We start from the raw sequence: 24,369 nt of genomic DNA, 5'->3' as shown, positions 1-24,369 counted from the left end.
ATGAGCGTGTCCCCGCGTCAACACTGGATCGGCGTACTTGCCCGCGCCCGGCTCAGTGAACTGCAACCCTTTGAGGCGGCCTTGAAGGACGCCGACTACCAACTGATCCGCGCCCCGGAAATCGGCATGACCCTGGTGCGTGGCCGCATGGGCGGCAACGGTGCGCCGTTCAACGTCGGCGAAATGAGCGTGACCCGCTGCGTGGTGCGCCTGGCCGACGGCCGCACCGGCTACAGCTACCTGGCTGGGCGCGACAAGTTGCACGCCGAGCTGGCCGCCCTGGCCGACGCCCACCTGCAAGGCAGCCAGCCGAGCATTTGGCTCAGCGATTTGATCACCGCGCTGGCCCACGCCCAGGCGGCCCGCCGCGCGCAAAAAGAAGCCGACACCGCCGCCACCAAGGTCGAGTTTTTCACCCTGGTTCGAGGAGAAAACTGATGAATGCGCACCTGTTGCAACCGGCGTTTGTCGACCCGGTGCTGGACGCCCAGCGCGGTTTTCGCGCCGCGCTCAAGGCCCTGGCCGAGCCGGGTTTGATCCAGCACCTGCCGTCCGCCCCACGCCTGGACGGCCTCGCGCCCGCCACTTACGCCTTGTGCCTGGCCATGCTCGATATGGACACACCGCTGTGGCTGGCGCCGAGCTTCGACACGCCGCTGATCCGCGCCAACCTGGCGTTCCATTGCGGCTGCCCGCTGACCACCCGGCGTGAAGACGCCGCGTTCGCGCTGCTCGGCGAACAGGACCTGCTCGACCTCAGCGGCTTCGACCACGGCAACGACCGTTACCCCGACCAGTCTTGCACCTTGCTCGTGCAGCTTACCGACCTGGAAGCCGGCCGCGGCCTGCTGTGGCGCGGCCCGGGCATCAAGACCCAGCGCCAGGTGCACCTGCCGGTACCGCAAGCGTTCTGGCTGGAGCGCCAGCGCCGCGAAGCCTTCCCGCGTGGCCTGGACCTGTTGTTCACCGCCGGCAATCACTTGATCGGCCTGCCGCGCAGCAGCCGTGTCGCACAGGAGCATGCCTGATGTACGTAGCCGTCAAAGGTGGCGAACAGGCCATCGATAATGCCCACCGCCTGCTGGCGAAAAAACGCCGGGGCGATACTGCCGTTCCTGAACTGAGCGTGACGCAAATCCGTGAGCAACTGCCCCTGGCCGTGGCGCGGGTGATGACCGAAGGCTCGTTGTTCGATGAAGAACTCGCTGCCCTGGCGATCAAGCAAGCGGCGGGGGACCTGGTGGAAGCGATCTTCCTGCTGCGCGCCTACCGCACCACGTTGCCGCGTTTCAGCCCGAGCCTGCCGATTGATACGTCGCAGATGTGCTTGAGCCGGCGCCTGTCGGCCACGTTCAAGGACGTGCCCGGCGGCCAGCTGCTCGGCCCGACCTTCGACTACACCCACCGCCTGCTGGATTTTTCCCTGCTCGCCGAAGGTGAATACCCCGGCCCGCAGACCACGCCTGAAGCACGCATTGAAGCCTGCCCGCGGGTGCTCGGTTTGCTCGCCAAAGAAGGCCTGATCAAGAACGAAACCGACAACAACGCGAGCATCGCCGACATCACCCGCGACCCGCTGGAATACCCCGCCAGCCGCGCCGAACGCTTGCAGGCACTGGCCCGTGGCGATGAAGGTTTCCTGCTGGCACTGGGGTATTCGACCCAGCGCGGCTACGGCCGCAACCACCCGTTTGCCGGTGAAATACGCATCGGCGACGTGGACGTGTGGATCGACCCTGAAGAGCTGGGCTTCCCGATTTGCCTGGGCAGCATCGAAGTGACCGAGTGCGAAATGGTCAACCAGTTCGTCGGCTCGGCCACTGAGCTGGCGCAGTTCACCCGTGGCTACGGGCTGGCATTCGGGCACGCCGAGCGCAAGGCCATGGGCATGGCGCTGGTGGACCGCTCGCTGCGCGCCGGGGAATACAACGAAGAAGTGGTGTCGCCGGCCCAGCGCGAGGAGTTCGTGTTGGCCCACTGCGACAACGTCGAGGCGGCGGGCTTTGTCTCGCACCTCAAATTGCCTCACTACGTGGACTTCCAGGCCGAACTGGAGCTGATCCGCAAACTGCGCCAACCGGCCGAGGGCACCCGCCATGAATGACTTGACCCAACCGGCTGTGCGCGACCCTGCGTACAACTTCGCCTACCTCGACGAACAGACCAAACGCATGATCCGCCGCGCCTTGCTCAAGGCCGTAGCGATCCCCGGTTATCAGGTCCCGTTTGGCGGCCGCGAGATGCCGTTGCCGTATGGCTGGGGCACCGGCGGCATGCAATTGACCGCCGCAATCCTGGGGGACGATGACGTACTCAAGGTCATCGACCAGGGGGCGGATGACACCACCAATGCTGTGTCGATCCGGCGCTTTTTTGCGCGCACCGCAGGCGTTGCCACCACCGAAGCCACGCCGGACGCCACGGTGATCCAGACCCGCCACCGCGTGCCGGAAACCCCGCTACAGGCCGGCCAGATCATGGTCTATCAGGTGCCGATCCCGGAGCCGCTGCGCTTTATCGAACCGTCGGAAACCGAGACGCGCACCATGCACGCCCTCAATGATTACGGGGTAATGCACGTAAAACTCTACGAAGACATCGCCACCTTCGGCCACATCGCCACGGCGTATGCCTACCCGGTGATGGTCGACGAGCGCTACGTGATGGACCCGTCGCCGATCCCCAAATTCGACAACCCCAAACTCGACATGAGCCCGGCGTTGATGCTGTTTGGCGCCGGCCGTGAAAAACGCCTCTATGCGGTGCCGCCCTACACCCAGGTCCACAGCCTGGACTTTGAAGACCACCCGTTCGAAGTGCAGAAGTGGGAGCACAGCTGCGCCATCTGTGGCAGCCATGAATCGTTCCTCGATGAGCTGATTCTCGACGATGCCGGCACCCAGAGTTTCGTGTGTTCCGACACCTGGTACTGCGCCCAACGGGTGAAGGAGAACAACCAGTGAGCCAGCCATTGCTTCAAGTACGCGACCTGTCATTGCTCTACGGCCCGGAGAAGGGTTGCCAGGGCGTCAGCTTCAATCTTTACCCCGGCGAAGTGCTGGGCATCGTCGGCGAGTCCGGCTCGGGCAAATCCACCTTGCTCTCGTTGTTGAGCGGGCGCCTGCCGCCGCAGGCCGGCAGCATCGGCTACCGCAGCAAGGACGGCGAATGGCTGGATTTGTACAGCGCCAGTGAAGCCGAACGCCGCACCTTGCTGCGCACCGAGTGGGGTTTTGTCGAGCAGAACCCGCGTGACGGTTTGCGCATGGGCGTGTCGGCCGGGGCGAATATCGGCGAGCGTTTGATGGCCCAGGGCGTGCGCAACTATGAGCAATTGCGTGGCGCCGGGCTGGACTGGCTGGGCCAGGTGGAAATTGACCCGCAGCGCATCGATGACTTGCCGCGCACCTTCTCGGGCGGCATGCAGCAGCGTCTGCAAATCGCGCGGAATCTGGTCTCCAGCCCACGTCTGGTGTTTATGGACGAGCCCACCGGCGGGCTCGATGTGTCGGTGCAGGCACGTCTGCTCGACCTGCTGCGCGGGCTGGTGCGTGAGCTGGATCTTGCCGTGGTGATCGTCACCCACGACCTGGCCGTGGCGCGCCTGCTGGCCGACCGCCTGATGGTGATGCGCCGCTCCCACGTGGTGGAAACCGGGCTGACGGACCAGATCCTCGACGATCCACAGCACCCTTACTCTCAACTGCTGGTGTCTTCGGTATTGCAGCCATGACGAATGCTCTGATCGAGGTCCGTGACCTCTCGAAAACCTTCACCCTGCACCAGCAAAACGGCGTGGTGCTCAACGTGCTGCGCGGTGTGGAATTCAGCGTGCAGGGCGGCGAATGCATGGTGCTGCACGGCCAGTCGGGCGCAGGTAAAAGCACCTTGCTGCGCACGCTGTACGGCAACTACCTGCCGGCGGGCGGCAGCATCCGTGTGCAGCACGCAGGCGCGTGGCTGGAACTGGTCGGCGCCGAGCCGCGTGATATTTTGCAGGTTCGCCAACAGACGCTGGGTTACGTCAGCCAATTCCTGCGGGTCATCCCGCGTGTGGCCTGCCTGGACGTAGTGATGGAGCCGGCGCTGGCCCGTGGCTGGTCGAAGGCCAATGCGCAGTCGCGCGCCGAACACCTGCTGACCCGGCTGAACATTCCGCAACGCCTGTGGCAATTGGCGCCCGGCACCTTTTCCGGGGGCGAGCAGCAGCGCGTCAACATCGCTCGCGGCTTCATGGTCGAGTGGCCGGTGATGTTGCTGGATGAACCCACCGCGTCGCTTGACGACAACAACCGCCAGGTGGTGCTGGAACTGATGAACGAAGCCAAGACAGCCGGTGCTGCGCTGATTGGCATCTTCCACGACCGCGCCGCCCGTGAAGCGGTCGCCGACCGCCATTTCGACATGACCCCATCGCCTGTTGCCACAGAGGAATACGCCCATGCCCGCTGAACACATCCTCAGTAATGCCCGGATCGTCACGGCTGATCGCATGTTTCTGGGCTCGGTGGTGCTGCGTGGCGGCAAGATCGTCGACCTCGCCGAAGGCCGCAGCCAGTTGCCCCAGGCGCAGAACCTGGAGGGTGATTTCCTGTTGCCGGGGCTGGTGGAGCTGCACACCGACAACCTGGAAAAACACATGACCCCGCGCCCCGGCGTGGACTGGCCGTCGATTTCGGCGGTGCTCAGCCACGATTCGCAGATCATCGCGGCGGGCATCACCACGGTGTTCGACGCCGTGTCCATCGGCGACGTGAACCCCAAGGGCAACCGCATGAAGAAACTGCCGGCGATGCTCGATGCCATCGCTTCGGCAGAAGACGCCGGCCTGACCCGCGCCGAGCACCACCTGCACCTGCGTTGCGAGCTGTGCCACCCCGACACCCTCAGCGTGTTCCGCGACCTGGTGGAAAACCCGTTGGTGCGCCTGGTCTCGGTGATGGACCACTCGCCGGGTCAGCGCCAGTTTGTGCTCGAGTCCAAGTACCGTGAGTACTACATGGGCAAGTACCACTTGAACGACGAGACCATGGACGCGTTTATCGTGCTGCAAATGGCCAATTCCCGGGAGTACAGCGACCGTTACCGCGCGGCCATCGTCGAGCATTGCCTGGGGCGCGGGTTGTCGGTGGCCAGCCATGACGACGCGACGCTGGCGCACGTGGAAGAGTCGGCACGCTACGGCATGACCATCGCCGAATTTCCCACCACAATGGAAGCGGCGCGGGGCTGCCAGGCGCTGGGCATGAAAGTGCTGATGGGCGCGCCGAACGTGGTGCGTGGCGGGTCGCACTCGGGTAATGTGGCCGCCGCCGGCCTGGCCGCCGACGGATTGCTGGATATACTTTCCAGCGACTATTACCCGGCCAGCCTGTTGCAGGCCGCCTTTGTGCTGGCTGACCAGCAGGACGGCGGCGATCTGTCGCGGGCGGTCAAGATGATCAGCCTGGCGCCGGCGCAAGCGGCGGGCCTGCATGATCGCGGTGAAATTGCCGTTGGCCTGCGTGCGGACCTGGTACAGGCGCGCAGCCGCGAAGGGCTTCCTGTGGTGCAACAAGTCTGGCGACAGGCGAAGAGGGTGTTTTGATGGCAGGCAGGTTGATCTATCTCATCGGGCCCTCCGGTTCGGGCAAGGACAGCCTGCTGGAGGCTGCGCGCCCACGCTTGGCCGAGCGCGGTTGCCGGATTGTGCGCCGCGTCATCACCCGCTCGGCGGAAGCCGTGGGCGAGGCGGCGCAAGGGGTGAGCCCGGAACAGTTCGCGGTATTGCAAGCGGAGGGCGCGTTTGCCCTCAGCTGGCACGCCAATGGGCTCTCCTACGGCATCCCGCGCGAGATCGACGACTGGCTGGCGGCGGGAGAGGACGTGCTGGTCAACGGCTCCCGCGCGCACCTGGCGAAGACCCGCGAGCGATATCCGACCTCGCTGGTGTTGCTGCTGACGGTGGATCAGGCCGTGCTGCGCCAGCGCCTGATTGCCCGCGGGCGTGAGTCGCTGGAGGATATCGACGAGCGCCTGGCGCGCAATGCGCGGTTCACCGCCGAGCTGATCTCGGGCAATGGTTCGGGCTTGTTCGTGCTGGACAACTCCGGCCCACTGGAACACACCGTCGAGCGCCTGCTGTGCTGCCTGGACCACGGGCACTCGGCATGCGCCTGACCCTGCTTGGCACCGGTGACGCGCGGCAAGTCCCGGTGTACGGCTGTGACTGCCCGGCGTGCACGCTGGCCCGCCATGACGAAGGCCTGCGCCGCCGCCCGTGCAGCGCGTTGATCGAATGCGGTGACCAACGCTGGCTGATCGACAGCGGCCTGCTTGACCTCACCGAACGCTTCCCGCCGCGCAGCTTCAACGGGATTTTCCAGACCCATTACCACGCCGATCACGCCCAGGGGCTGCTGCACCTGCGCTGGGGCCAGGGGCTGGTGATTCCGGTGCACGGCCCGGCGGACCCGGAGGGTTTGTCCGACCTCTACAAACACCCCGGCATCCTGGATTTCAGCCAGCCGTTTGCTGCATTCGAGACGCGACAGTTCGGCGAACTGAGCGTCACTGCGTTGCCGTTGCAGCATTCCAAACTGACCCTGGGTTACCGGTTCGAAGGGGAAGGGCGGCGCATCGCCTACCTCACCGACACCGTCGGCCTGCCGCCCGAAACTCTTGCCTGGCTAAAGCGCGAACCGGTGGATGTGCTGGTGCTCGACTGCTCCATGCCGCCGCAGCCGCAGGCGCCGCGCAACCACAATGACCTGACATTGGCGTTGCAGAGTATTGAGGACGTGGGGGCTGAACTTGGTGTGCTGACTCATATTGGGCATACGCTGGATGCGTGGTTGTTGCAGCATCGGCGCGAGCTGCCCAGGCATGTGACCGTCGGCTGGGACGGCCGAATCATCTAAACCCCGCAAACCCATGTGGGAGCTGGCTAGCCCTGTATCTGCCTTGTGTGGGAGCTGGCTCCCACAAGTAAAGGTTTAGGCCACCGCCGGTGCGGCCTGGCGCGAAGCGCTCAGGAAGCGCAACAAGGCCACCAGTGGGAACGCGCTGCCCACCAGCATCACGCCCAGCCAGCCGCCGTGTTCGTACACGCTGCTGGCAATTGCCGAGCCGAAGGCGCCACCGATGAAGATGCTGGTCATGTACAGCGCGTTCAGGCGGCTACGGCTGTTGGCGTCGAGGGCGTAGATGGCGCGTTGGCCGAGGACCATGTTCATCTGCACGCAGAAGTCCAGGATCACGCCGGTCACCGCCAGGCCGATCACGCTGTACAGCGGGTGCACCAGGGCCGGCAGGAAACTCAACGCGCCAAACAGCATTGCCAGCAGCGAAGCGCGGTGGGTGTGGCCTGCATCGGCGAGGCGGCCGGCGATGGGCGCGGCAATGGCACCCAGGGCACCTACCAGCGCAAACAATGCGATCTGGCTTTGGCTCAGGCCGTGGTTACGCGCAAGCTCCAGCGGCGCGGCGGTCCAGAACAGGCTGAAGGTGGCGAACATGCAACCCTGGTAAAACGCGCGCTGACGCAGTACCGGTTGCTTGCGCAGCAAGGTCCCGAGAGAGCGCAGCAATTGACCGTAGCTGGCGCTGTGATTCGGCTGGCGCTTGGGGATGGTGACCAGCAACACCACGCTGATAAACGCCATCAGCGCGGCGGCCGCCATGAACATGGCGCGCCAGCCGAAGTGGTCGGCCACCACGCTCGACACCGGCCGTGCCAGCAGAATACCCAGCAGCAAACCGCCCATGATGCTGCCCACCACTCGGCCACGGGACTCGGCGGGTGCGAGGTGAGCGGCCAGCGGGATCAGAATTTGTACAGATACGGAACTGAAACCGATCAACAGCGACACCAGCAGAAACAGGTTCGGTTGCTGGGTGAACGCCGCACCCAGCAAGCTCGCAATGGCGACCACGGTGGTGGTGATCATCAGCTTGCGGTTTTCCAGCAGGTCGCCCAACGGCACCAGGAAAAACAGGCCCAGGGCATAACCGATCTGGGTCAGCGACACGATCAGGCTGGCCAGCGCGGGTGTGAGGCCGATGTCCGGCGCGATCAGGTCGATGATCGGCTGGGCGTAGTAGATGTTGGCCACAATGGCGCCGCAACAGAACGCAAACAACATCACCATGCCTCGGGTCATGGTGCTCGCAGCAGCAGGGGTAGCGTTCATGGCGTTCTCGTTAAAGCGAAGGAAGAGGGCGTGGCAGAGTAAAGACAACGCGGTGGCCGGGGTAGAGCGCTGACAGTGATATCACTCATGCCGCAAATTAATGACTGAAACGTTAACTTTCGGGTCGAACGGCAATGATACATTCAGTCACAACTGCCGAAACAGGAAATCCACCTTCATGAAAATCACGCTGAACAAGATGCTCCTGGCCTCAACCCTCGCCGCCGCCATGGCGATTGGCCTGGCCAACGCCGCCGAAGCCCCGCGTGTGGGCGTGCGTGGCGCCATCACGGCGGTCGACGGCGACGCGATTCACGTCAAGGTCAACAGTGGCGAAGACGTCACCGTGCACCTGACCAAAGACACCCAGGTACGTGCCGTCACCCTGGCCAAAATCGATGAAATCAAACCGGGCAGCTACATCGGCTCCGCCGCCATGCCCAATGCCGACGGCACGCTGACTGCGCTGGAAGTTCACGTATTCCCCCCGGCCATGGCCGGCACGGGCGACGGGCACCGCGCGTTTGACTTGAAAGAAGGCAGCAGCATGACCAACGGCACCGTCGGCGACCTGGTGGTCAGCAACGGGCGCACCTTGACCGTCAAATACAAGGGCGGCGAACAGAAAATCGTCGTGCCGGATGACGTGCCGATCGTCAATCTGGAGCCGGGCGACCGCAGCTTGCTCAAGGTCGGGACGAAGGTGGTGTTGTTTGCGGCGCAGGACGCGGATGGGACGGTGACGGCTCAGGCCATCTCGGCGGGCAAGGATGGCGTGACACCGCCGATGTAACGGCTGAACGCAAAGCCAGATGTGGGAGCTGGCTTGTGTGGGAGCTGGCTTGCCTGCGATAGCGGTACATCAGTTGGCGGATTTGCTTCTGATACACCGCTATCGCAGGCAAGCCAGCTCCCACAGCTTCAGTTATTGACCGTTGTAGATCTGGTCAAACACGCCGCCATCATTGAAGTGGGTTTTCTGCACGGTACGCCAGTCACCAAAGGTCTTCTCCACCGACAGGAAGTCGACTTTCGGGAAACGGTCGGTGTACTTGGCCAGCACCGCCGGGTCACGCGGGCGCAGGTAGTTATTGGCAGCAATTTCCTGGCCTTCCGGCGACCACAGGTACTTCAGGTAGTCTTCGGCCGCCACGCGGGTGCCTTTCTTCTCGACCACCTTGTCCACCACCGACACCGGCGGCTCAGCTTCAGCCGAGACGCTTGGGTAGATCACTTCAAACTGATCGCGGCCGAATTCACGGGCGATCATTTCGGCTTCGTTTTCAAAGGTCACCAGCACGTCGCCGATCTGGTTGGTCATGAACGTGGTGGTGGCGGCACGGCCGCCGGTGTCCAGCACGGGAGCGTGTTTGAACAGCTCGCCGACGAATTTCTTCGCCTTGTCTTCGTCGCCACCGTTCTTCAACACATAACCCCAGGCCGACAGGTAGGTGTAGCGGCCGTTACCCGAGGTTTTCGGGTTGGGCACGATCACTTGCACGCCGTCCTTGAGCAGGTCGGGCCAGTCTTTCAGGGCCTTGGGGTTACCTTTGCGCACGATAAACACCGTGGCCGAGGTGAACGGCGCGCTGTTGTTCGGCAGACGGGTGACCCAGTTGTCCGGCACCAGTTTGCCGTTGTCCGCCAGGGCGTTGATGTCGGTGGCCATGTTCATGGTGATCACGTCAGCCGGCAGGCCGTCGATCACCGAGCGTGCTTGTTTGCTGGAGCCGCCGAAAGACATCTGCAGGGTCAGCTTGTCGTTCGGGTGTTCGGCTTCCCAGTGCTTCTGGAAGGCCGCGTTGTAGTCCTTGTAGAAGTCGCGCATCACGTCGTAGGAGACGTTGAGAAGTGTGACGGGGGCAGCCTGAACGGCGCCCGCCAGGGCAAGGCCGGCGGCCAGGAGAGAGGCGCTAACGAGTTTTTTCACTGCTCATTCCTTGTTGTTCGAGAAGGTGGTCGGTTGAGTGGGGGCAATTTGCCATCGACTATAACGGGCGGTGCATAGACGTTTAAAGATTAAAACGCTCTGTACTTATTCCAGTTTACGAAAAAGGTTGCTGCCGCAACGCGAGCAAAACGCCGCGTTGGGCTCATGGCTGTCTTTTTTGCACACCGGGCAGTCGTGGTGCAGCTGTTCACCGCGCATGGCCGTCGCCAGTTCGGCGGTGAAAATCCCGGTGGGCACGGCGATGATCGAGTAACCGGTGATCATCACCAGCGACGAAATCACCTGGCCCAGCGGCGTCTTCGGCACGATATCGCCGAAGCCCACGGTGGTCAGGGTCACGATGGCCCAATAGATGCCCTTGGGAATGCTGGTAAAACCGTGTTCCGGGCCTTCGATCACGTACATCAAGGTGCCGAACACCGTGACCAGCGTGCACACGCTGACCAGAAACACCACGATCTTCTGTTTGCTGCCGCGCAACGCGGCCATCAGGTAATTGGCTTGCTTGAGGTAGGGGCTGAGCTTGAGCACGCGGAAAATCCGCAGCATGCGGATGATGCGAATAATCAGCAGGTACTGCGCGTCGCTGTAATACAGCGCAAGAATGCCCGGCACGATGGCGAGCAAGTCCACCAACCCATAAAAGCTGAAGGCGTAGCGCAACGGTTTGGGCGAGCAATACAGCCGCAACCCGTATTCGATCAGAAAGATGAGCGTGAAGCCCCACTCGATATAGGCCAGTACATCGGCATAGTTCTGGTGAATCTGGTCGATGCTGTCGAACATCACGATCACAAGGCTGGCGAGGATGATCAGCAGCAGGATGCCGTCAAAGCGCCGCCCGGCGACGGTGTCACTCTGAAAAACCATGACATAGAGCCGCTGACGCCAGTCGTTATTGCTGTCCATAAAGCCCGCCTGAATCGAATATCGGGCAAGCCTAGGGGGATTCGAACGGGCTGTCCACGCGGGCTTTGAACATCCGCCCGCTGGCGCGTACCAGCCAGCAGGCGAGGATGAACGGCGCGGTCAGCGCAGGTAGGTGCAGGGCAGCAAAACCGGGGGTGAGCATGATCGCCAACAAGAGGCCGAGCAGCGGCAGCCAGGGTTGGCGGCGTGACTGGCTCAACGCCAATGCGGCGAGTGCCGGGTTGTAGCTGTGCAGGCCGAGCAGGGCGCTGTCGGGTTCGTCCAGCAGCAGCGCAATCAGCACGCCCGCGCTGGCGCCGGTCAACGCCCATAAGGCGGCGCGACGGTTGGCGATCGACAGGCCCAGCGCAATCAAAGCGCCCGCCACCGGCTGGTCCAGCAGCATGATCTGCGCAAGGCCGGTAAAAGGTGCAACGAGCACGGACAGCGTATCGGGTTCAGTCAGGGCAAAGGTGCTCTCGGGTACCGTGCCCATCAGCAACCAGCCGAGGCCGACAAAAGGCGCGGTGTAGGCAGGTAAATCGTCGGGCTGACTGGCGTGTTTCAGCCATTGGCGCGTGAGGATCGCACTCAAGCCGCCGCACGCCAGGATCAGCGGCGGCAATAGCGCCGACCAGGCGAAGTGCTGGCTTATCAACAAACCCAGCAGTACACCGTTATAGCTATAAAGCCCGGCCTGGCGCTCGGCCTTGGGATAACCCCGGCGCTGGGCGGTAAGCAAACCGGCGACGCCACCGAGCAGCGCGCCGCCGAGCAGGGCCGGGGCGCCGATCAGGATGGCCAGCAGGCACAGCAGGCCACACAGCGGCTGGCGTTGGAGGAATATCTGGCTGAAGCCGTTGAGCAGGGCTTCGGCCCAGTCGGGGCAGGTTTGATTTTGCATGGTGGTTAGTCAGTGACACCGCGTTGCCCTTATCGCAGGCAAGCCAGCTCCCACACTTTGAATTGTGAACACAGTCAAATGTGGGAGCGGGCTTGCCCGCGATGAGGCCCGAACAGGCGCTAAATCAACGTCTCGATGCGCAGCGAGTTGGTGGACCCCGGCTGCCCAAACGGCACCCCCGCCGTAATCACCAACGTATCCCCGCGCTGCGCCATGCCCTGGGCCTGGGCAATCTCCAGCGCCGTGGAGCACACCTCATCCACTTGCCGCAGCCGGTCATTGACCACCGAATGCACACCCCACGCCACGCTCAAGCGCCTGGCGGTGGACAGGTTAGGCGTGAGGTTGAGGATCGGCGCCACCGGCCGTTCCCGCGCCGCGCGCAGGCTGGAGCTGCCGGACTCGCTGTAGTTCACCAGCACCGCCACCGGCAAAATGCTGCTGATGCGGCGAATCGCGCAGCTGATGGCGTCCGACACCGTGGCATCGGCTTTAGGTCGGCTCACATCCAGCTGAGTCTGGTAATCCGGGCCGTTTTCCACTTGGCGGATGATCTTGCTCATCATCTGCACGGCTTCCAGCGGGTACTCGCCCGAAGCGGTTTCGGCGGAGAGCATTACCGCGTCCGCGCCTTCGGCGACCGCGTTGGCCACATCCGTGACTTCTGCGCGAGTGGGCGCCGGCGAGAAGCGCATGGATTCGAGCATCTGTGTGGCCACCACCACCGGTTTGCCCAACTGGCGGCAGGTGCTGATGATGTCTTTCTGAATCTGCGGCACGCTTTCGGCGGGCACTTCCACACCCAGGTCGCCTCTGGCCACCATGATTGCGTCGCTCAGCTCGGCGATTTCCTGCAGGCGTTGCACGGCCGAAGGCTTTTCGATCTTGGCCATCAAAAAGGCCTTGTCGCCGATCAGCTCGCGGGCTTCGCGGATGTCTTCCGGGCGTTGCACGAATGACAGCGCCACCCAGTCCACGCCCAACTCCAGGCCAAAGCTCAGGTCGCGCCGGTCCTTGGCAGTCAATGGGCTGAGTTCCAGCAAGGCTTGCGGGACGTTTACGCCTTTGCGGTCAGACAATTCGCCGCCATTGAGCACGGTGGTGTCGATGGCGTCGGCATGCTTGGTGATCACGCGCAGGCGCAGCTTGCCGTCGTCCAGCAGCAGGTCCATGCCGGGTTCCAGCGCCGCGATGATTTCCGGGTGGGGCAGGTTGACCCGGCAGTGGTCGCCCGGCGTCGGGTCCAGGTCCAGGCGCAGCGCCTGACCACGCACCAGTTGCACCTTGCCCTCGGCAAACTTGCCGATGCGCAGCTTTGGCCCTTGCAGGTCCATGAGGATGCCCAGCGGGTAATTCAGCTGGCGTTCCACCTGGCGAATCCACTGGTAACGCTGGGCGTGATCGGCGTGGTCGCCATGGCTGAAGTTGAGGCGAAAGATATTTACCCCGGCTTCCACCAGCTCGCGGATGTCATCGATGCCGTCGGTGGCCGGGCCCAGGGTGGCGAGGATTTTGACCTTCTTGTCAGGCGTCATGTGCAGGGTTCCCCAGGATCAGAATGGCGCGGAAGTCGTTGACGTTGGTGCGTGTCGGCTCGGTGACGATCAGCCCGTCGAGGGCAGCGAAATAGCCGTAGCCATTGTTGTTGTCCAGCTCATCGCTGGCCGACAGGCCCAAGGCTTCGGCGCGGGAATAGCTGCACGGCGTCATGATCGCGCCGGCGTTGTCTTCGGAGCCGTCGATGCCATCGGTGTCACCGGCCAGGGCGTACACACCGGGCAGGCCCTTGAGGCTGTCGGTGAGGCTCAGCAGGAACTCGGCGTTACGCCCGCCACGGCCATTGCCGCGCACGGTGACGGTGGTTTCGCCGCCCGACAGAATCACGCACGGCGCCGCCAGTGGCTGACCGTGCTGCACGATCTGCCGGGCGATACCGGCGTGCACTTTGGCGACGTCCCGCGCTTCGCCTTCGAGGTCACCGAGAATCAGCGGGCTGAAACCGGCCTGACGGACTTTGACAGCCACCGCTTCGAGGGATTGCTGCGGACGCGCGATCAGCTGGAAATGGCTGCGGGCAAGTACCGGGTCGCCGGGTTTGACGGTTTCCGAGGCCGGGTTCTGCAACCAGCTGCGTACCGAGGCGGGGGCGTCGATGTTGTAGCGCTTGAGGATCGCCAGGGCTTGTTGCGAGGTGCTCGGGTCGCCGACCGTAGGGCCGGAGGCAATCACCGTGGCCTGGTCGCCCGGCACGTCGGAAATCGCGTAGGTGTAAACGGTTGCCGGCCACGCGGCTTTGGCCAGTCGGCCGCCCTTGATGGCCGAGAGATGCTTGCGCACGCAGTTCATCTCGCCAATGGTCGCGCCGGATTTAAGCAGGGCTTTGTTGATGGCCTGTTTGTCGGCCAGGGTGATGCCTTCGGCGGGCAGCGCGAGCAATGCAGAGCCGCCGCCGGAGAGCAGGAAAATCACGCGGTCGTCTTCGCCGAGGTTGCTGATCAGATCCAGCACGCGCTGGGCCACGGCGAGGCCGGCGGCGTCGGGCACGGGGTGTGCGGCTTCGACCACTTCGATTTTTTTGCAGGGCGCGCCATGGCCGTAGCGGGTGACCACCAGGCCGGTGACCTCACCCTGCCAGCAGTTTTCCACAACCAGCGCCATGGCGGCGGCAGCCTTGCCGGCGCCGATCACGATCACGCGGCCGCTGCGGTCGGCGGGCAGATAAGGTTCAAGGACTTGCCGGGGGTGGGCGGCGTCGATGGCTGTGGCAAACAGCTCGCGAAGCAGGTGTTGCGGATCGACCGACATAAGCGGGCTCCCGGGGATTCTTGTTATGAGTGTTGAGACGATCGTTCCCACGCTCTGCGTGGGAATGCCTCTTGTGACGCTCTGCGTCACGCTTTGGGACGCGGAGCGTCCCGGGCTGCGTTCCCACGCGGAGCGTGGGAACGATCAGCGGGGGAGCGGGTTACTTATCGCGAATCGAAAAATTCGCCATATGCTCCAGGCCCTTGATCAGCGCCGAGTGGTCCCAGTTGCCGCCGCCCAGCGCGGTGCAGGTGCTGAACACTTGCTGGGTGCCGGCAGTGTTGGGCAGGTTGATCCCCAGCTCCTTGGCGCCGGCCAGCGCCAGGTTCAAGTCCTTTTGGTGCAGGTTAATGCGGAAGCCCGGATCAAAGGTGCCCTTGATCATGCGCTCGCCGTGCACTTCGAGGATTTTCGACGACGCGAAACCGCCCATCAACGCCTCACGCACCTTGGCCGGGTCGGCGCCGTTTTTCGAGGCGAACAGCAGTGCTTCGGCCACCGCCTGGATGTTCAGCGCGACGATGATCTGGTTGGCGACCTTGGCGGTTTGACCGTCGCCATTGCTGCCCACCAGGGTGATGTTCTTGCCCATGCTCTGGAACAGCGGCAGGGCGCGTTCGAAGGTCTGCGGCTCGCCGCCGACCATGATGCTCAGGGTGCCGGCCTTGGCGCCGACTTCACCACCGGACACCGGCGCATCGAGGTACTGCGCGCCGGTCTCGTTGATCTTCGCGGCGAAGGCTTTGGTGGCGGTGGGCGAGATCGAGCTCATGTCGATCACCACTTTGTTTGGCGACAGGCCGGCAGCCACGCCGTCTTTGCGGAACAACACGTCATCGACTTGCGGGGTATCCGGCACCATCACGATGATGAACTCGGCTTCCTGCGCGACCTGTTGCGGGTTGGCCAACGCCACCGCGCCGGCGTCGATCAGGGCTTGCGGGGCCTTGCCGTGGTGTTCGGAAAGGAACAACTGGTGACCTGCCTTTTGCAGGTTGGCGGCCATGGGTTCGCCCATGATGCCGGTGCCGATAAAGCCGATTTTAGCCATGATGAATTCCTCTTATTATTAGGCGTAAAGATCGTTCCCACGCTCTGCGTGGGAATGCCTCTTGTGACGCTCCGCGTCACGCTTTGGGACGCAGAGCGTCCCGGGCTGCATTCCCACGCAGTGCGTGGGAACGATCAGTCAGTGTTAGATCGCGTTGTGGGTTTTGAGCCAACCCAAGCCCGCTTCAGTGGTGGTCAACGGCTTGTATTCACAGCCGACCCACCCCGTGTAACCAATGCGGTCCAGGTGCTCGAACAGGAAGCGATAGTTGATCTCGCCCGTGCCCGGCTCGTTGCGCCCAGGGTTGTCCGCCAGCTGGATGTGGTTGATTTCACCCAAGTGCGCGGCCATGGTCCGCGCCAGGTCACCTTCCATGATTTGCATGTGGTAGATGTCGTACTGCAGGAACAGGTTGTCGCTGCCCACCTGCTCGCGAATCGACAGGGCTTGAGCCGTGTTGTTCAGGTAGAAACCCGGGATGTCGCGGGTGTTGATCATCTCCATCACCAGCTTGATGCCCGCTGCCTGCAGCTTTTCGGCGGCGTACTTGAGGTTGGCGACGAAGGTTTTTTCCACGGTTTGGTCATCTACGCCCGCGGGACGAATCCCGGCCAGGCAGTTGATCTGGGTATTGCCCAGCACTTGGGCGTAAGCGATGGCCAGCTTGACCCCGGCGCGGAATTCCTCGACCCGGTCCGGGTGGCAGGCCAGGCCGCGCTCGCCCTTGGCCCAGTCGCCGGCCGGCAGGTTGAACAGCACTTGGGTCAGGCCGTTGGCGTCCAGTTGCGCCTTGATATCGGCAGAGCTGAACTCGTACGGAAACAAATATTCCACACCCTGAAAGCCCGCATCGGCGGCCGCTTTGAAACGGGCGAGAAAGTCCTGCTCGGTAAACAGCATGGACAGGTTGGCAGCAAAGCGCGGCATAGGGTTCTCCTTAATCGAGCAGGGAAATGGCAGTCGGCGCATCGTTGCCGACCAGTGCCAGATCTTCGAATTCGTTGACGGCGTTGATCTCGGTGCCCATGGAAATGTTGGTCACGCGCTCCAGAATAATCTCAACGATCACCGGAACCTTGAATTCTTCGATCATTTCCTCGGCCTTGCGCAACGCAGGAGCAATCTGCCCCGGTTCGAACACACGCAGGGCCTTGCAACCCAGGCCTTCGGCGACGGCCACGTGGTCCACGCCATAGCCGTTGAGTTCCGGGGCGTTGAGGTTGTCGAAGGACAGCTGCACGCAGTAGTCCATCTCAAAACCGCGTTGGGCCTGGCGGATCAAGCCCAGGTAGGAGTTGTTCACCACCACGTGGATGTACGGCAGCTTGAATTGCGCGCCCACTGCCAGTTCTTCGATCATGAACTGGAAGTCATAGTCGCCGGACAGTGCCACGACTTTACGGCTCGGATCCGCCTTGACCACGCCCAGCGCTGCCGGAATGGTCCAGCCCAACGGGCCGGCCTGGCCGCAGTTGATCCAGTGACGTGGCTTGTACACGTGCAGGAATTGCGCGCCGGCAATCTGCGACAGGCCGATGGTGCTGACGTAGCAGGTGTCTTTGCCGAACACCTGGTTCATCTCTTCGTACACGCGTTGCGGCTTGACCGGCACGTTGTCGAAGTGGGTCTTGCGGTGCAGGGTGGCTTTGCGCTGCTGGCAGTCATTGAGCCAGGCGCTGCGGTCCTTGAGCTTGCCGGCGGCTTTCCACTCGCGGGCCACTTCAATGAACATGGTCAGGGCGGAGCCGGCGTCGGAAACGATGCCCAGGTCCGGAGTGAACACGCGGCCGATTTGCGTCGGCTCGATGTCGACGTGAATGAACTTGCGGCCTTCGGTGTACACGTCCACCGAGCCGGTGTGGCGGTTGGCCCAGCGGTTGCCGATGCCCAGCACCACGTCGGACTTGAGCAGCGTCGCGTTGCCGTAACGGTGCGAGGTTTGCAGGCCGACCATGCCGACCATTTGCGGGTGATCGTCGGGGATGGTGCCCCAGCCCATCAGGGTCGGGATGACCGGAATGCCGGTCAATTCAGCAAACTCGACCAGCAGCTCGCTGGCATCGGCGTTGATCACGCCGCCACCGCTGACCAGCAGCGGGCGTTCGGCCTGATCCAGCAGCGCCAGGGCTTTTTCCACCTGCACACGGGTCGCCAGAGGCTTGGCCAGGGGCAGCGGTTGGTAGGCGTCGATGTCGAACTCGATTTCAGCCATTTGCACGTCGAACGGCAGGTCGATCAGCACCGGGCCTGGGCGGCCGGAGCGCATTTCATAGAAGGCTTTCTGGAACGCATAAGGCACCTGGCCCGGCTCCAGGACGGTGGTCGCCCACTTGGTCACCGGCTTGACGATGCTGGTGATGTCCACGGCCTGGAAGTCTTCCTTGTGCATACGGGCACGTGGCGCCTGGCCGGTGATGCACAGGATCGGGATCGAGTCGGCCGAGGCGCTGTACAAGCCGGTGACCATGTCGGTGCCCGCCGGGCCCGAGGTGCCGATGCACACGCCGATATTGCCGGCCTTGGTGCGGGTGTAGCCCTCGGCCATGTGCGAGGCACCTTCAACGTGGCGAGCAAGGACGTGATCGATGCCACCCACTTTCTGCAAGGCTGAGTACAGCGGGTTGATTGCGGCGCCCGGGATACCGAAGGCGGTATCGACACCTTCACGGCGCATCACCAGGACGGCGGCTTCGATTGCTCTCATTTTGCTCATGGTTTTGGTGCCTCTTGCGTTTTGTAATTGTATACAAGTGGTGTTTGTCCAAAGTGTATTCACGGCGAGCGGCGCAGGTCAATGGATTTTATAAACCAGCGATTACGTTCGTCGGAAGCACTTTTTTCGACGTGTGGAGACTTTGTTTGAAATTATTGTATACAAAAACAAATGTCATTGTGTTCTATTTGTTTGATCGAGCATCTGATTGTTCAGACCTCCACCGCTTTCCCAATAACAAAAGAAGGACGGCACCATGAGCGCTTTAACCTTGAAACTTGCCACCCAACTGGCCAGCCAGGCCCTCACCGCAGGGCGTACGATTTCGGCAGCGCCGCTGACCATCGCCGTGCTCGACAGCGGCGGCCACCTGGTCACCCTGCAACGGGAAGACGGCGCCAGCCTGCTGCGCCCGCAAATCGCCATTGGCAAAGCCTGGGGCGCGATTGCCATGGGCAAGGGCTCGCGCTTGCTGGCACTGGACGCACAACAGCGGCCGGCGTTTATCGCGGCGCTGAACAGCCTGGGACAGGGCAGCGTAGTGCCGGCGCCGGGTGGGGTGTTGATCCGGAGTCAGGAGGGCGTGGTGCTGGGGGCGATCGGGATCAGCGGGGATACCTCGGATATTGACGAGCAGTGTGCAATTACGGCGATTGAGGGGGTGGGGTTGTTGGCGGATGCGGGGGTGTCGGCTTGATGTGAGATGACTGGAAGGGCCTTATCGCGGGCAAGCCCGCTCCCACAGGGGGTGTGCGCTATTCATACAATTTGTGTGGGAGCTGGCTTGCCTGCGATAGCCTCACCCCGGTCTTTCAGTCCGGCTCACACCCTTTCAACACCAACCGAATTATCGTCTGCGCCGCCGCTTCATAATCCGCCTCATCCAGCTTGGCCTTTCCGGTCACCGCCGAAATCTGCCAGTCAAAATCCGCGTACGTCTGCGTGGCGGCCCAGATGCTGAACATCAAATGATTGGGGTCAATGGCTGCGATCAACCCGCGGTCCACCCAGCTTTGGATGCAGTCGATATTGTGCTTGGCCTGGGCATTCAGTTGTTCAACCTGCTCGGCGCTGAGGTGCGGCGCGCCGTGCATGATTTCGCTGGCGAACACTTTGGACGCAAACGGCAGGTCGCGGGAGATACGGATTTTCGAGCGGATGTAGTTGCTCAAGACTTCCTTGGGCTCGCCGTCGGGGTTGAACGGCGTGGAAGCGGCCAGGATCGGCTCGATGATGCTTTCGAGCACTTCGCGGTAGAGGTTGTCCTTGGACCGAAAGTAGTAATAGACATTGGGCTTGGGCAGCCCGGCCTTGGCGGCGATGTCGCTGGTTTTGGTCGCGGCGAAGCCCTTGTCGGCAAACTCCTCGCTGGCCGCCCGCAGGATCATTTGTTTGTTGCGCTCGCGAATGGTGCTCATAAACCAGGAACTTCCTTGCCATGACAGGCGGTCGGGCATGGTAGCACCGGCTTGACGCAGCGCTCAAGAATACAGGCGCAGCCCTTGTATCACGGGCGTTACAGAGAGTTTGTCTGTCTTGATGCTGAACGCATTCACGGTAGTACAGGCTTACGCCGAGCGCGCTGCTAGAGTTCAGGTCAGCGACACGGCGATCACGTCGGTCGTTTTGTCCTGTATTCGGCGTTCGAGTGAGAAACCGTGGAGAAAAGCAGACGACGTACGTTTGCCTGGGTCATTGGCGTGTTGCTGCTGGTGGCGTTGGTGATGGTTTTGGGCATGCACTTTTTTTCCGGTAATGCCCACAAGGGCCGGCCTGCTTCTCCCGGCGAGCCGGTCGCCGTGGTGCCGGTGGCCTTGCAGGATGTACCGGTGTACATCGACGCCCTCGGTACCGTTACTCCCACCCGAAGCGTCACGGTGGTGAGCCAGGTCGATGGCATTCTCAGCAGTGTTGAGTTCAAGGAAGGCCAGCACGTCAGCAAGGGCCAGGTCATTGCCCGTATTGACGACCGCGCGCTCAAAGCGCAACTGGCGGTCGCCAAAGGCACACTCGCTCACGATCAGGCGGTGCTGAGCAACGCCCAGCGTGATCTGGCGCGCTACCGCGACCTGGTCAAGGCCGGCTCCACCAGCCAGCAAACCCTCGACACCCAGGCCTCGCTGGTTCAGCAACAACAAGGCACCGTCGCCGCCGATCAGGGCAATGTGCAAAACCTGGAAGTGCAACTGAGCTATTGCACCATCACCTCACCGGTCGATGGCGTGGTCGGTTTGCGCCTGGTCGACCCCGGCAACTACGTCACCACGGCCAGCACCACCGGCATCGTGGTCATTACCCAGATGAACCCGGCCACGGTTGTGTTTGCCGTGCCCGAGGATGATCTTGGCGCGATCAACCACGCGCTGGCCCGTGGCAACGTCACGGTGCTGGCTTACGACCGCAATAAAAAGTCCCTGCTGGCCACCGGCAACCTGCTGGCGCTGGATAACCAGGTGGACACCAGCACCGGCACCATCAAGGTCAAGGCGCAGTTCGATGATTCGGGCAACGCGCTGTTTCCTAACCAGTTCGTCAACGCGCGGCTCAAAGCCGACACCTTGAGCCAGGTTGCCGTGGTGCCGACCCGTGCGATCCAGCACGGCAGCAAGGGCGACTTCGTGTTTGTGGTCAACGGCAGCAAGGCCAGCCTGCGCACTATCACGACAGGGCCTTCCACCGGGGATGTTTCGGCGGTGCTCGACAATGGGCTCAAGGCCGGTGAGCAGGTGATCACCGAGGGCGCCGACAAACTGGATGATGGCTCCTCGGTAAAAGTCGTCGCCCAGTGAGGAGCTGCCGAGCATGAATATTTCGCGGCCCTTTATCGAACGCCCCGTTGCCACCACGTTGATGATGGTGGCGGTGCTGTTGCTCGGTTTGCTGGGTTACCACTTGCTGTCGGTGTCGGCGCTGCCCGAGGTGGATTACCCGACCATTCAGGTGTTCACCCAATACCCCGGCGCCAGCCCGGATGTGGTCAGTTCCTCGATCACTGCACCGCTGGAGCGCCAGCTCGGCGAGATGCCGGGGCTCAAGTCGATGAACTCCACCAGCTCCGACGGTGCCTCGGTGGTAACCCTGCAATTTGACCTGTCGCTGTCCCTCGACGTGGCCGAGCAGGAAGTGCAGGCGGCGATCAACGCGGCAGGTACGTTCCTGCCGGCGAACCTGCCGTACCCGCCGGTGTACAGCAAGGTCAACCCGGCGGATGCACCGGTGCTGACCCTGTCGCTGACGTCCGACGTGCTGCCGCTGACCAAGGTGGAAGACCTGGCCGACACACGCCTGGCGCAGAAAATTTCGCAGATCACCGGCGTTGGTCTGGTCACCATCAGCGGCGGCCAGCGCCCGGCGGTGCGGGTCGAGGCCAACACATCGGCGCTGAATAACCTGGGCTTGTCACTGGATGACCTGCGCACGTCCTTGGGCACGGCCAACGTCAACCAGGCCAAAGGCAATATCGACGGCAAGTTCCAGGCCTATTCCATCGGCGCCAACGACCAGTTGCAGTCGGCCGAGGAATACCGCGACCTGGTGATTGCCTATAAAAACGGCGCGCCGATTCGCCTGTCGCAAATCGCCACGTCCACCCAGGGCCCGGAAAACCCCAGGCAAGCGGCGTGGACAAACGACACGCCGTCGATTGTGTTGAATATCCAGCGCCAACCCGGTGCCAACGTGATTGAAGTGGTCGACCGCGTGCAGCAACTGCTGCCCAAATTGCGCGCCAGTTTGCCGGGCACCCTGAAGGTGGCGGTGCTGACCGACCGCACCCAAACCATTCGCGCGTCGGTCACCGATGTGCAGTACGAACTGGGGCTGGCGATTCTGCTGGTGGTGATCGTGATCTTCGCGTTCCTGCGCAGCGTGCCGGCCACCATTATTCCGGCGGTGACCATTCCGCTGACGCTGATCGGCACGCTGGCCGTTGCTTATGCGCTGGGGTTTTCCCTGAACAACCTGACGCTGATGGCGCTGACCATTGCCATCGGCTTTGTGGTGGATGACGCCATCGTCATGATCGAAAACATCACCCGCTACCTGGAAGCAGGAGACACCCCATTGCAAGCCGCGCTCAAGGGCGCGGAGCAGATTGGCTTCACGATTATTTCGCTGTCCATCGCGCTGATTGCGGTGATGATCCCGCTGTTGTTCATGGGCGATGTGGTGGGGCGGCTGTTCCGTGAGTTCGCCATGACCGTGGCAGTGACCATCGTGATTTCTGCGGTGATTTCCCTGACGCTCACGCCGATGATGTGCGCGCGCATGCTCAAGTCCAGGCACGAGGAACGTCGCGCGGATTTCTTCGACCGTATCAACCGCCATTACGTACGCGGGCTCGATTGGGTGCTGGCCCATCGCACACTCACATTGATTTCGGTGGTGCTCACCGCCGCGCTGACCTTGTTCACGCTGGTGATCATGCCCAAGGGTTTTTTCCCCGATCAGGACACCGGCCTGATCCAGGGCATTTCCCAGGCCGCGCCGACCGTGTCGTTCCAACAGATGCAGGCCGAGCAGCAACGCCTGGCGGCGCGCATTCTCAAGGACCCGGCGGTGCAGAGCCTGTCCTCGTTCGTGGGCATCGACCAGACCAACCCGACCATCAACCAGGGCAATCTGCTGATCAACCTCAAGCCCCGTGGCGAACGTGACAGCAGCACCGAAGTGATCCGTCGCCTGGCCGACGCGAATGCCGATGACGCCGGCATCCGCCTGTACCTGCACTCGGTGCAGGACCTGACGCTGGACGCCACGGTGTCCACCACCAGCTACCGCCTCGGCCTGCAGGCCACCGACCCGGATGAGCTGGAACACTGGACCACCCAACTGCTCGCTGCCATCAAGCAAGACCCGATGTTCACCGATGTGCAAAGCCAGGCCATGCAGTTCGGCAACCAGATCAAGCTGACCTTCGACCGCGCCACCGCCTCGCGCCTGGGCATCACGCCGCAGGCCATTGACGACGTGCTCTACGACGCCTTCGGCCAGCGCCAGGTCTCGACCATTTACACCCAGCTCAACCAGTACCACGTGGTGATCGCCACCGACCACCCGCCGCGCAACCTGCCGGATTTGCTCACCGGTTTGTACGTGGATATTCCAAGCGGCGGCGTGGCGCCGCTGTCGAGCATGGCGACCCTGGAAGTGGTGCGCTCGCCGGTGACTATCAACCGTTTGGGGCAGTTTCCCTATGCGGACGTGTCGTTCAACCTCGCGCCCGGCCAGACGCTGGGCGCGGCGGTGACGCGCTTGCAGGCCATTGAGGCGAAGGTCGGGCTGCCGCTGTCGGTGAAGGCCAACCTCGAAGGCGCGGCGGCGACCTTCCAGGCGTCGCTGTCCAACCAAGTGTTTCTGGTGCTGGCGGCGATTGTGGTGGTGTATTTGATGCTGGGGATTCTGTACGAGAGCTTCGTGCACCCGGTGACGATCCTTTCGACGCTGTTGTCGGCGGCCCTCGGCGCCCTGCTGGCGCTGCTGGTCACGGGCACGCAGTTCGACATCATCGGCTTGATCGGCATCGTGCTGCTGATCGGCATCGTGATGAAAAACGGCATCATGATGGTCGACTTCGCGCTGGAGCTGTTGCGTGAGGGCGGTTTGAGCCCGGTTCAGGCGATTCGCCAGGCGGCGGAACTGCGTTTCCGGCCCATCCTGATGACGAGCATGGCCTCGCTGTTCGGCGCAGTGCCCTTGGCGCTGGGCACGGGCATCGGCTCGGAGCTGCGCCACCCCTTGGGCATCGCGATCATCGGCGGCCTGTTGCTGAGCCAGTTGCTCACGTTGTTTTCAACGCCGGTGATTTTCCTCGCCATGCACGGCCTGGGCGAGCGTTTCAGCCGTCGTCCGGTTGCCGTGGATTGA

The 24,369-nt window shown here is 62.8% G+C and carries 23 protein-coding genes; 13 read left to right on the top strand and 10 right to left on the bottom strand.

Annotated elements, in window-relative coordinates; translation table 11 throughout:
- Genes phnG through phnP form a run of 9 tightly spaced genes read left to right on the top strand, consistent with a single transcriptional unit; the run spans position 1 to position 6,899 of the window.
- Positions 1–438, top strand: coding sequence for a phosphonate C-P lyase system protein PhnG (phnG, locus tag ATI14_RS28870; protein ID WP_016972123.1), 438 nt, complete (start codon positions 1–3; stop codon positions 436–438).
- Positions 438–1,028, top strand: coding sequence for a phosphonate C-P lyase system protein PhnH (gene phnH, locus ATI14_RS28865; protein WP_016972124.1), 591 nt, complete (start codon positions 438–440; stop codon positions 1,026–1,028). The genes phnG and phnH overlap by 1 nt, the downstream gene beginning before the upstream one ends.
- The gene (locus ATI14_RS28860) at positions 1,028–2,104 is read left to right on the top strand and encodes a carbon-phosphorus lyase complex subunit (protein WP_016972125.1); all 1,077 of its coding nucleotides are present in this window, start codon (positions 1,028–1,030) and stop codon (positions 2,102–2,104) included. The genes phnH and ATI14_RS28860 overlap by 1 nt, the downstream gene beginning before the upstream one ends.
- Entirely contained in the window at positions 2,097–2,963 is an 867-nt protein-coding gene (locus ATI14_RS28855) for an alpha-D-ribose 1-methylphosphonate 5-phosphate C-P-lyase PhnJ (protein WP_016972126.1), read from the top strand. Before ATI14_RS28860 ends, ATI14_RS28855 begins: the two co-directional genes overlap by 8 nt.
- The gene (gene phnK / locus ATI14_RS28850) at positions 2,924–3,733 is read left to right on the top strand and encodes a phosphonate C-P lyase system protein PhnK (RefSeq protein WP_165448264.1); all 810 of its coding nucleotides are present in this window, start codon (positions 2,924–2,926) and stop codon (positions 3,731–3,733) included. The genes ATI14_RS28855 and phnK overlap by 40 nt, the downstream gene beginning before the upstream one ends.
- The gene (gene phnL, locus ATI14_RS28845; RefSeq protein ID WP_080519880.1) at positions 3,730–4,452 is read left to right on the top strand and encodes a phosphonate C-P lyase system protein PhnL; all 723 of its coding nucleotides are present in this window, start codon (positions 3,730–3,732) and stop codon (positions 4,450–4,452) included. Before phnK ends, phnL begins: the two co-directional genes overlap by 4 nt.
- Positions 4,442–5,587 carry an alpha-D-ribose 1-methylphosphonate 5-triphosphate diphosphatase gene (locus tag ATI14_RS28840; RefSeq protein WP_016972128.1) on the top strand — a complete coding sequence of 382 codons (1,146 nt, stop codon included), beginning with the start codon at positions 4,442–4,444 and terminating at the stop codon, positions 5,585–5,587. Before phnL ends, ATI14_RS28840 begins: the two co-directional genes overlap by 11 nt.
- The gene (gene phnN / locus ATI14_RS28835) at positions 5,587–6,159 is read left to right on the top strand and encodes a phosphonate metabolism protein/1,5-bisphosphokinase (PRPP-forming) PhnN (protein ID WP_016972129.1); all 573 of its coding nucleotides are present in this window, start codon (positions 5,587–5,589) and stop codon (positions 6,157–6,159) included. Before ATI14_RS28840 ends, phnN begins: the two co-directional genes overlap by 1 nt.
- A complete protein-coding gene (gene phnP / locus ATI14_RS28830) occupies positions 6,150–6,899 on the top strand; it encodes a phosphonate metabolism protein PhnP (protein ID WP_016972130.1) in 750 nt (249 codons plus the stop codon). The genes phnN and phnP overlap by 10 nt, the downstream gene beginning before the upstream one ends.
- Before the next feature lie 75 nt (positions 6,900–6,974).
- On the opposite strand, the gene ATI14_RS28825 is transcribed toward phnP, so the two are convergent.
- The gene (locus ATI14_RS28825) at positions 6,975–8,171 is read right to left on the bottom strand and encodes an MFS transporter (RefSeq protein ID WP_016972131.1); all 1,197 of its coding nucleotides are present in this window, start codon (positions 8,169–8,171) and stop codon (positions 6,975–6,977) included.
- A gap of 178 nt (positions 8,172–8,349) precedes the next feature.
- Here ATI14_RS28825 and ATI14_RS28820 point away from each other — a divergent pair, with 178 nt between their 5' ends.
- The gene (locus ATI14_RS28820) at positions 8,350–8,964 is read left to right on the top strand and encodes a DUF5666 domain-containing protein (RefSeq protein WP_016972132.1); all 615 of its coding nucleotides are present in this window, start codon (positions 8,350–8,352) and stop codon (positions 8,962–8,964) included.
- A gap of 132 nt (positions 8,965–9,096) precedes the next feature.
- On the opposite strand, the gene ATI14_RS28815 is transcribed toward ATI14_RS28820, so the two are convergent.
- From ATI14_RS28815 to gcl, 8 genes are all read right to left on the bottom strand, one after another.
- Entirely contained in the window at positions 9,097–10,101 is a 1,005-nt protein-coding gene (locus ATI14_RS28815) for a sulfate ABC transporter substrate-binding protein (RefSeq protein ID WP_016972133.1), read from the bottom strand.
- Between the two features lie 105 nt (positions 10,102–10,206).
- Positions 10,207–11,031 (bottom strand): ion transporter, encoded by an 825-nt coding sequence (locus ATI14_RS28810; RefSeq protein ID WP_016972134.1) that lies wholly within the window; start codon positions 11,029–11,031, stop codon positions 10,207–10,209.
- Positions 11,032–11,062: 31 nt separating this feature from the next.
- Positions 11,063–11,935, bottom strand: coding sequence for an urea transporter (locus tag ATI14_RS28805; protein ID WP_016972135.1), 873 nt, complete (start codon positions 11,933–11,935; stop codon positions 11,063–11,065).
- 119 nt (positions 11,936–12,054) lie between these two features.
- Complete coding sequence (gene pyk, locus ATI14_RS28800) at positions 12,055–13,470, bottom strand: pyruvate kinase (RefSeq protein WP_016972136.1); 1,416 nt, start codon at positions 13,468–13,470, stop codon at positions 12,055–12,057.
- Positions 13,460–14,740: a glycerate kinase type-2 family protein gene (locus ATI14_RS28795; RefSeq protein ID WP_016972137.1), complete on the bottom strand. Its 1,281-nt coding sequence runs from the start codon at positions 14,738–14,740 to the stop codon at positions 13,460–13,462. The genes pyk and ATI14_RS28795 overlap by 11 nt, the downstream gene beginning before the upstream one ends.
- Before the next feature lie 160 nt (positions 14,741–14,900).
- Positions 14,901–15,791, bottom strand: a complete 891-nt coding sequence (locus tag ATI14_RS28790; protein WP_016972138.1) for a 2-hydroxy-3-oxopropionate reductase — start codon at positions 15,789–15,791, stop codon at positions 14,901–14,903.
- Positions 15,792–15,935: 144 nt separating this feature from the next.
- Positions 15,936–16,718 (bottom strand): hydroxypyruvate isomerase, encoded by a 783-nt coding sequence (hyi, locus tag ATI14_RS28785; RefSeq protein ID WP_016972139.1) that lies wholly within the window; start codon positions 16,716–16,718, stop codon positions 15,936–15,938.
- Between the two features lie 10 nt (positions 16,719–16,728).
- On the bottom strand, positions 16,729–18,504 hold the full coding sequence (gcl, locus tag ATI14_RS28780; RefSeq protein ID WP_016972140.1) for a glyoxylate carboligase: 1,776 nt from the start codon (positions 18,502–18,504) through the stop codon (positions 16,729–16,731).
- 256 nt (positions 18,505–18,760) lie between these two features.
- Here gcl and ATI14_RS28775 point away from each other — a divergent pair, with 256 nt between their 5' ends.
- Entirely contained in the window at positions 18,761–19,201 is a 441-nt protein-coding gene (locus ATI14_RS28775; protein ID WP_016972141.1) for a GlcG/HbpS family heme-binding protein, read from the top strand.
- 115 nt (positions 19,202–19,316) lie between these two features.
- Here ATI14_RS28775 and ATI14_RS28770 read toward each other — a convergent pair whose 3' ends face one another.
- Positions 19,317–19,922, bottom strand: a complete 606-nt coding sequence (locus tag ATI14_RS28770; protein WP_016972142.1) for a TetR/AcrR family transcriptional regulator — start codon at positions 19,920–19,922, stop codon at positions 19,317–19,319.
- Positions 19,923–20,162: 240 nt separating this feature from the next.
- Between ATI14_RS28770 and ATI14_RS28765 the strand changes: the two genes are divergently transcribed.
- Positions 20,163–21,293 carry an efflux RND transporter periplasmic adaptor subunit gene (locus ATI14_RS28765; RefSeq protein WP_020372594.1) on the top strand — a complete coding sequence of 377 codons (1,131 nt, stop codon included), beginning with the start codon at positions 20,163–20,165 and terminating at the stop codon, positions 21,291–21,293.
- A gap of 13 nt (positions 21,294–21,306) precedes the next feature.
- On the top strand, positions 21,307–24,369 hold the full coding sequence (locus tag ATI14_RS28760; protein WP_080519879.1) for an efflux RND transporter permease subunit: 3,063 nt from the start codon (positions 21,307–21,309) through the stop codon (positions 24,367–24,369).

The organism is Pseudomonas tolaasii NCPPB 2192 (assembly GCF_002813445.1).
GTDB lineage: Bacteria > Pseudomonadota > Gammaproteobacteria > Pseudomonadales > Pseudomonadaceae > Aquipseudomonas > Aquipseudomonas tolaasii.
The sequence above is the reverse complement of the archived record's forward strand: the minus strand, read 5'-3'. Positions and strand labels throughout refer to the sequence as shown.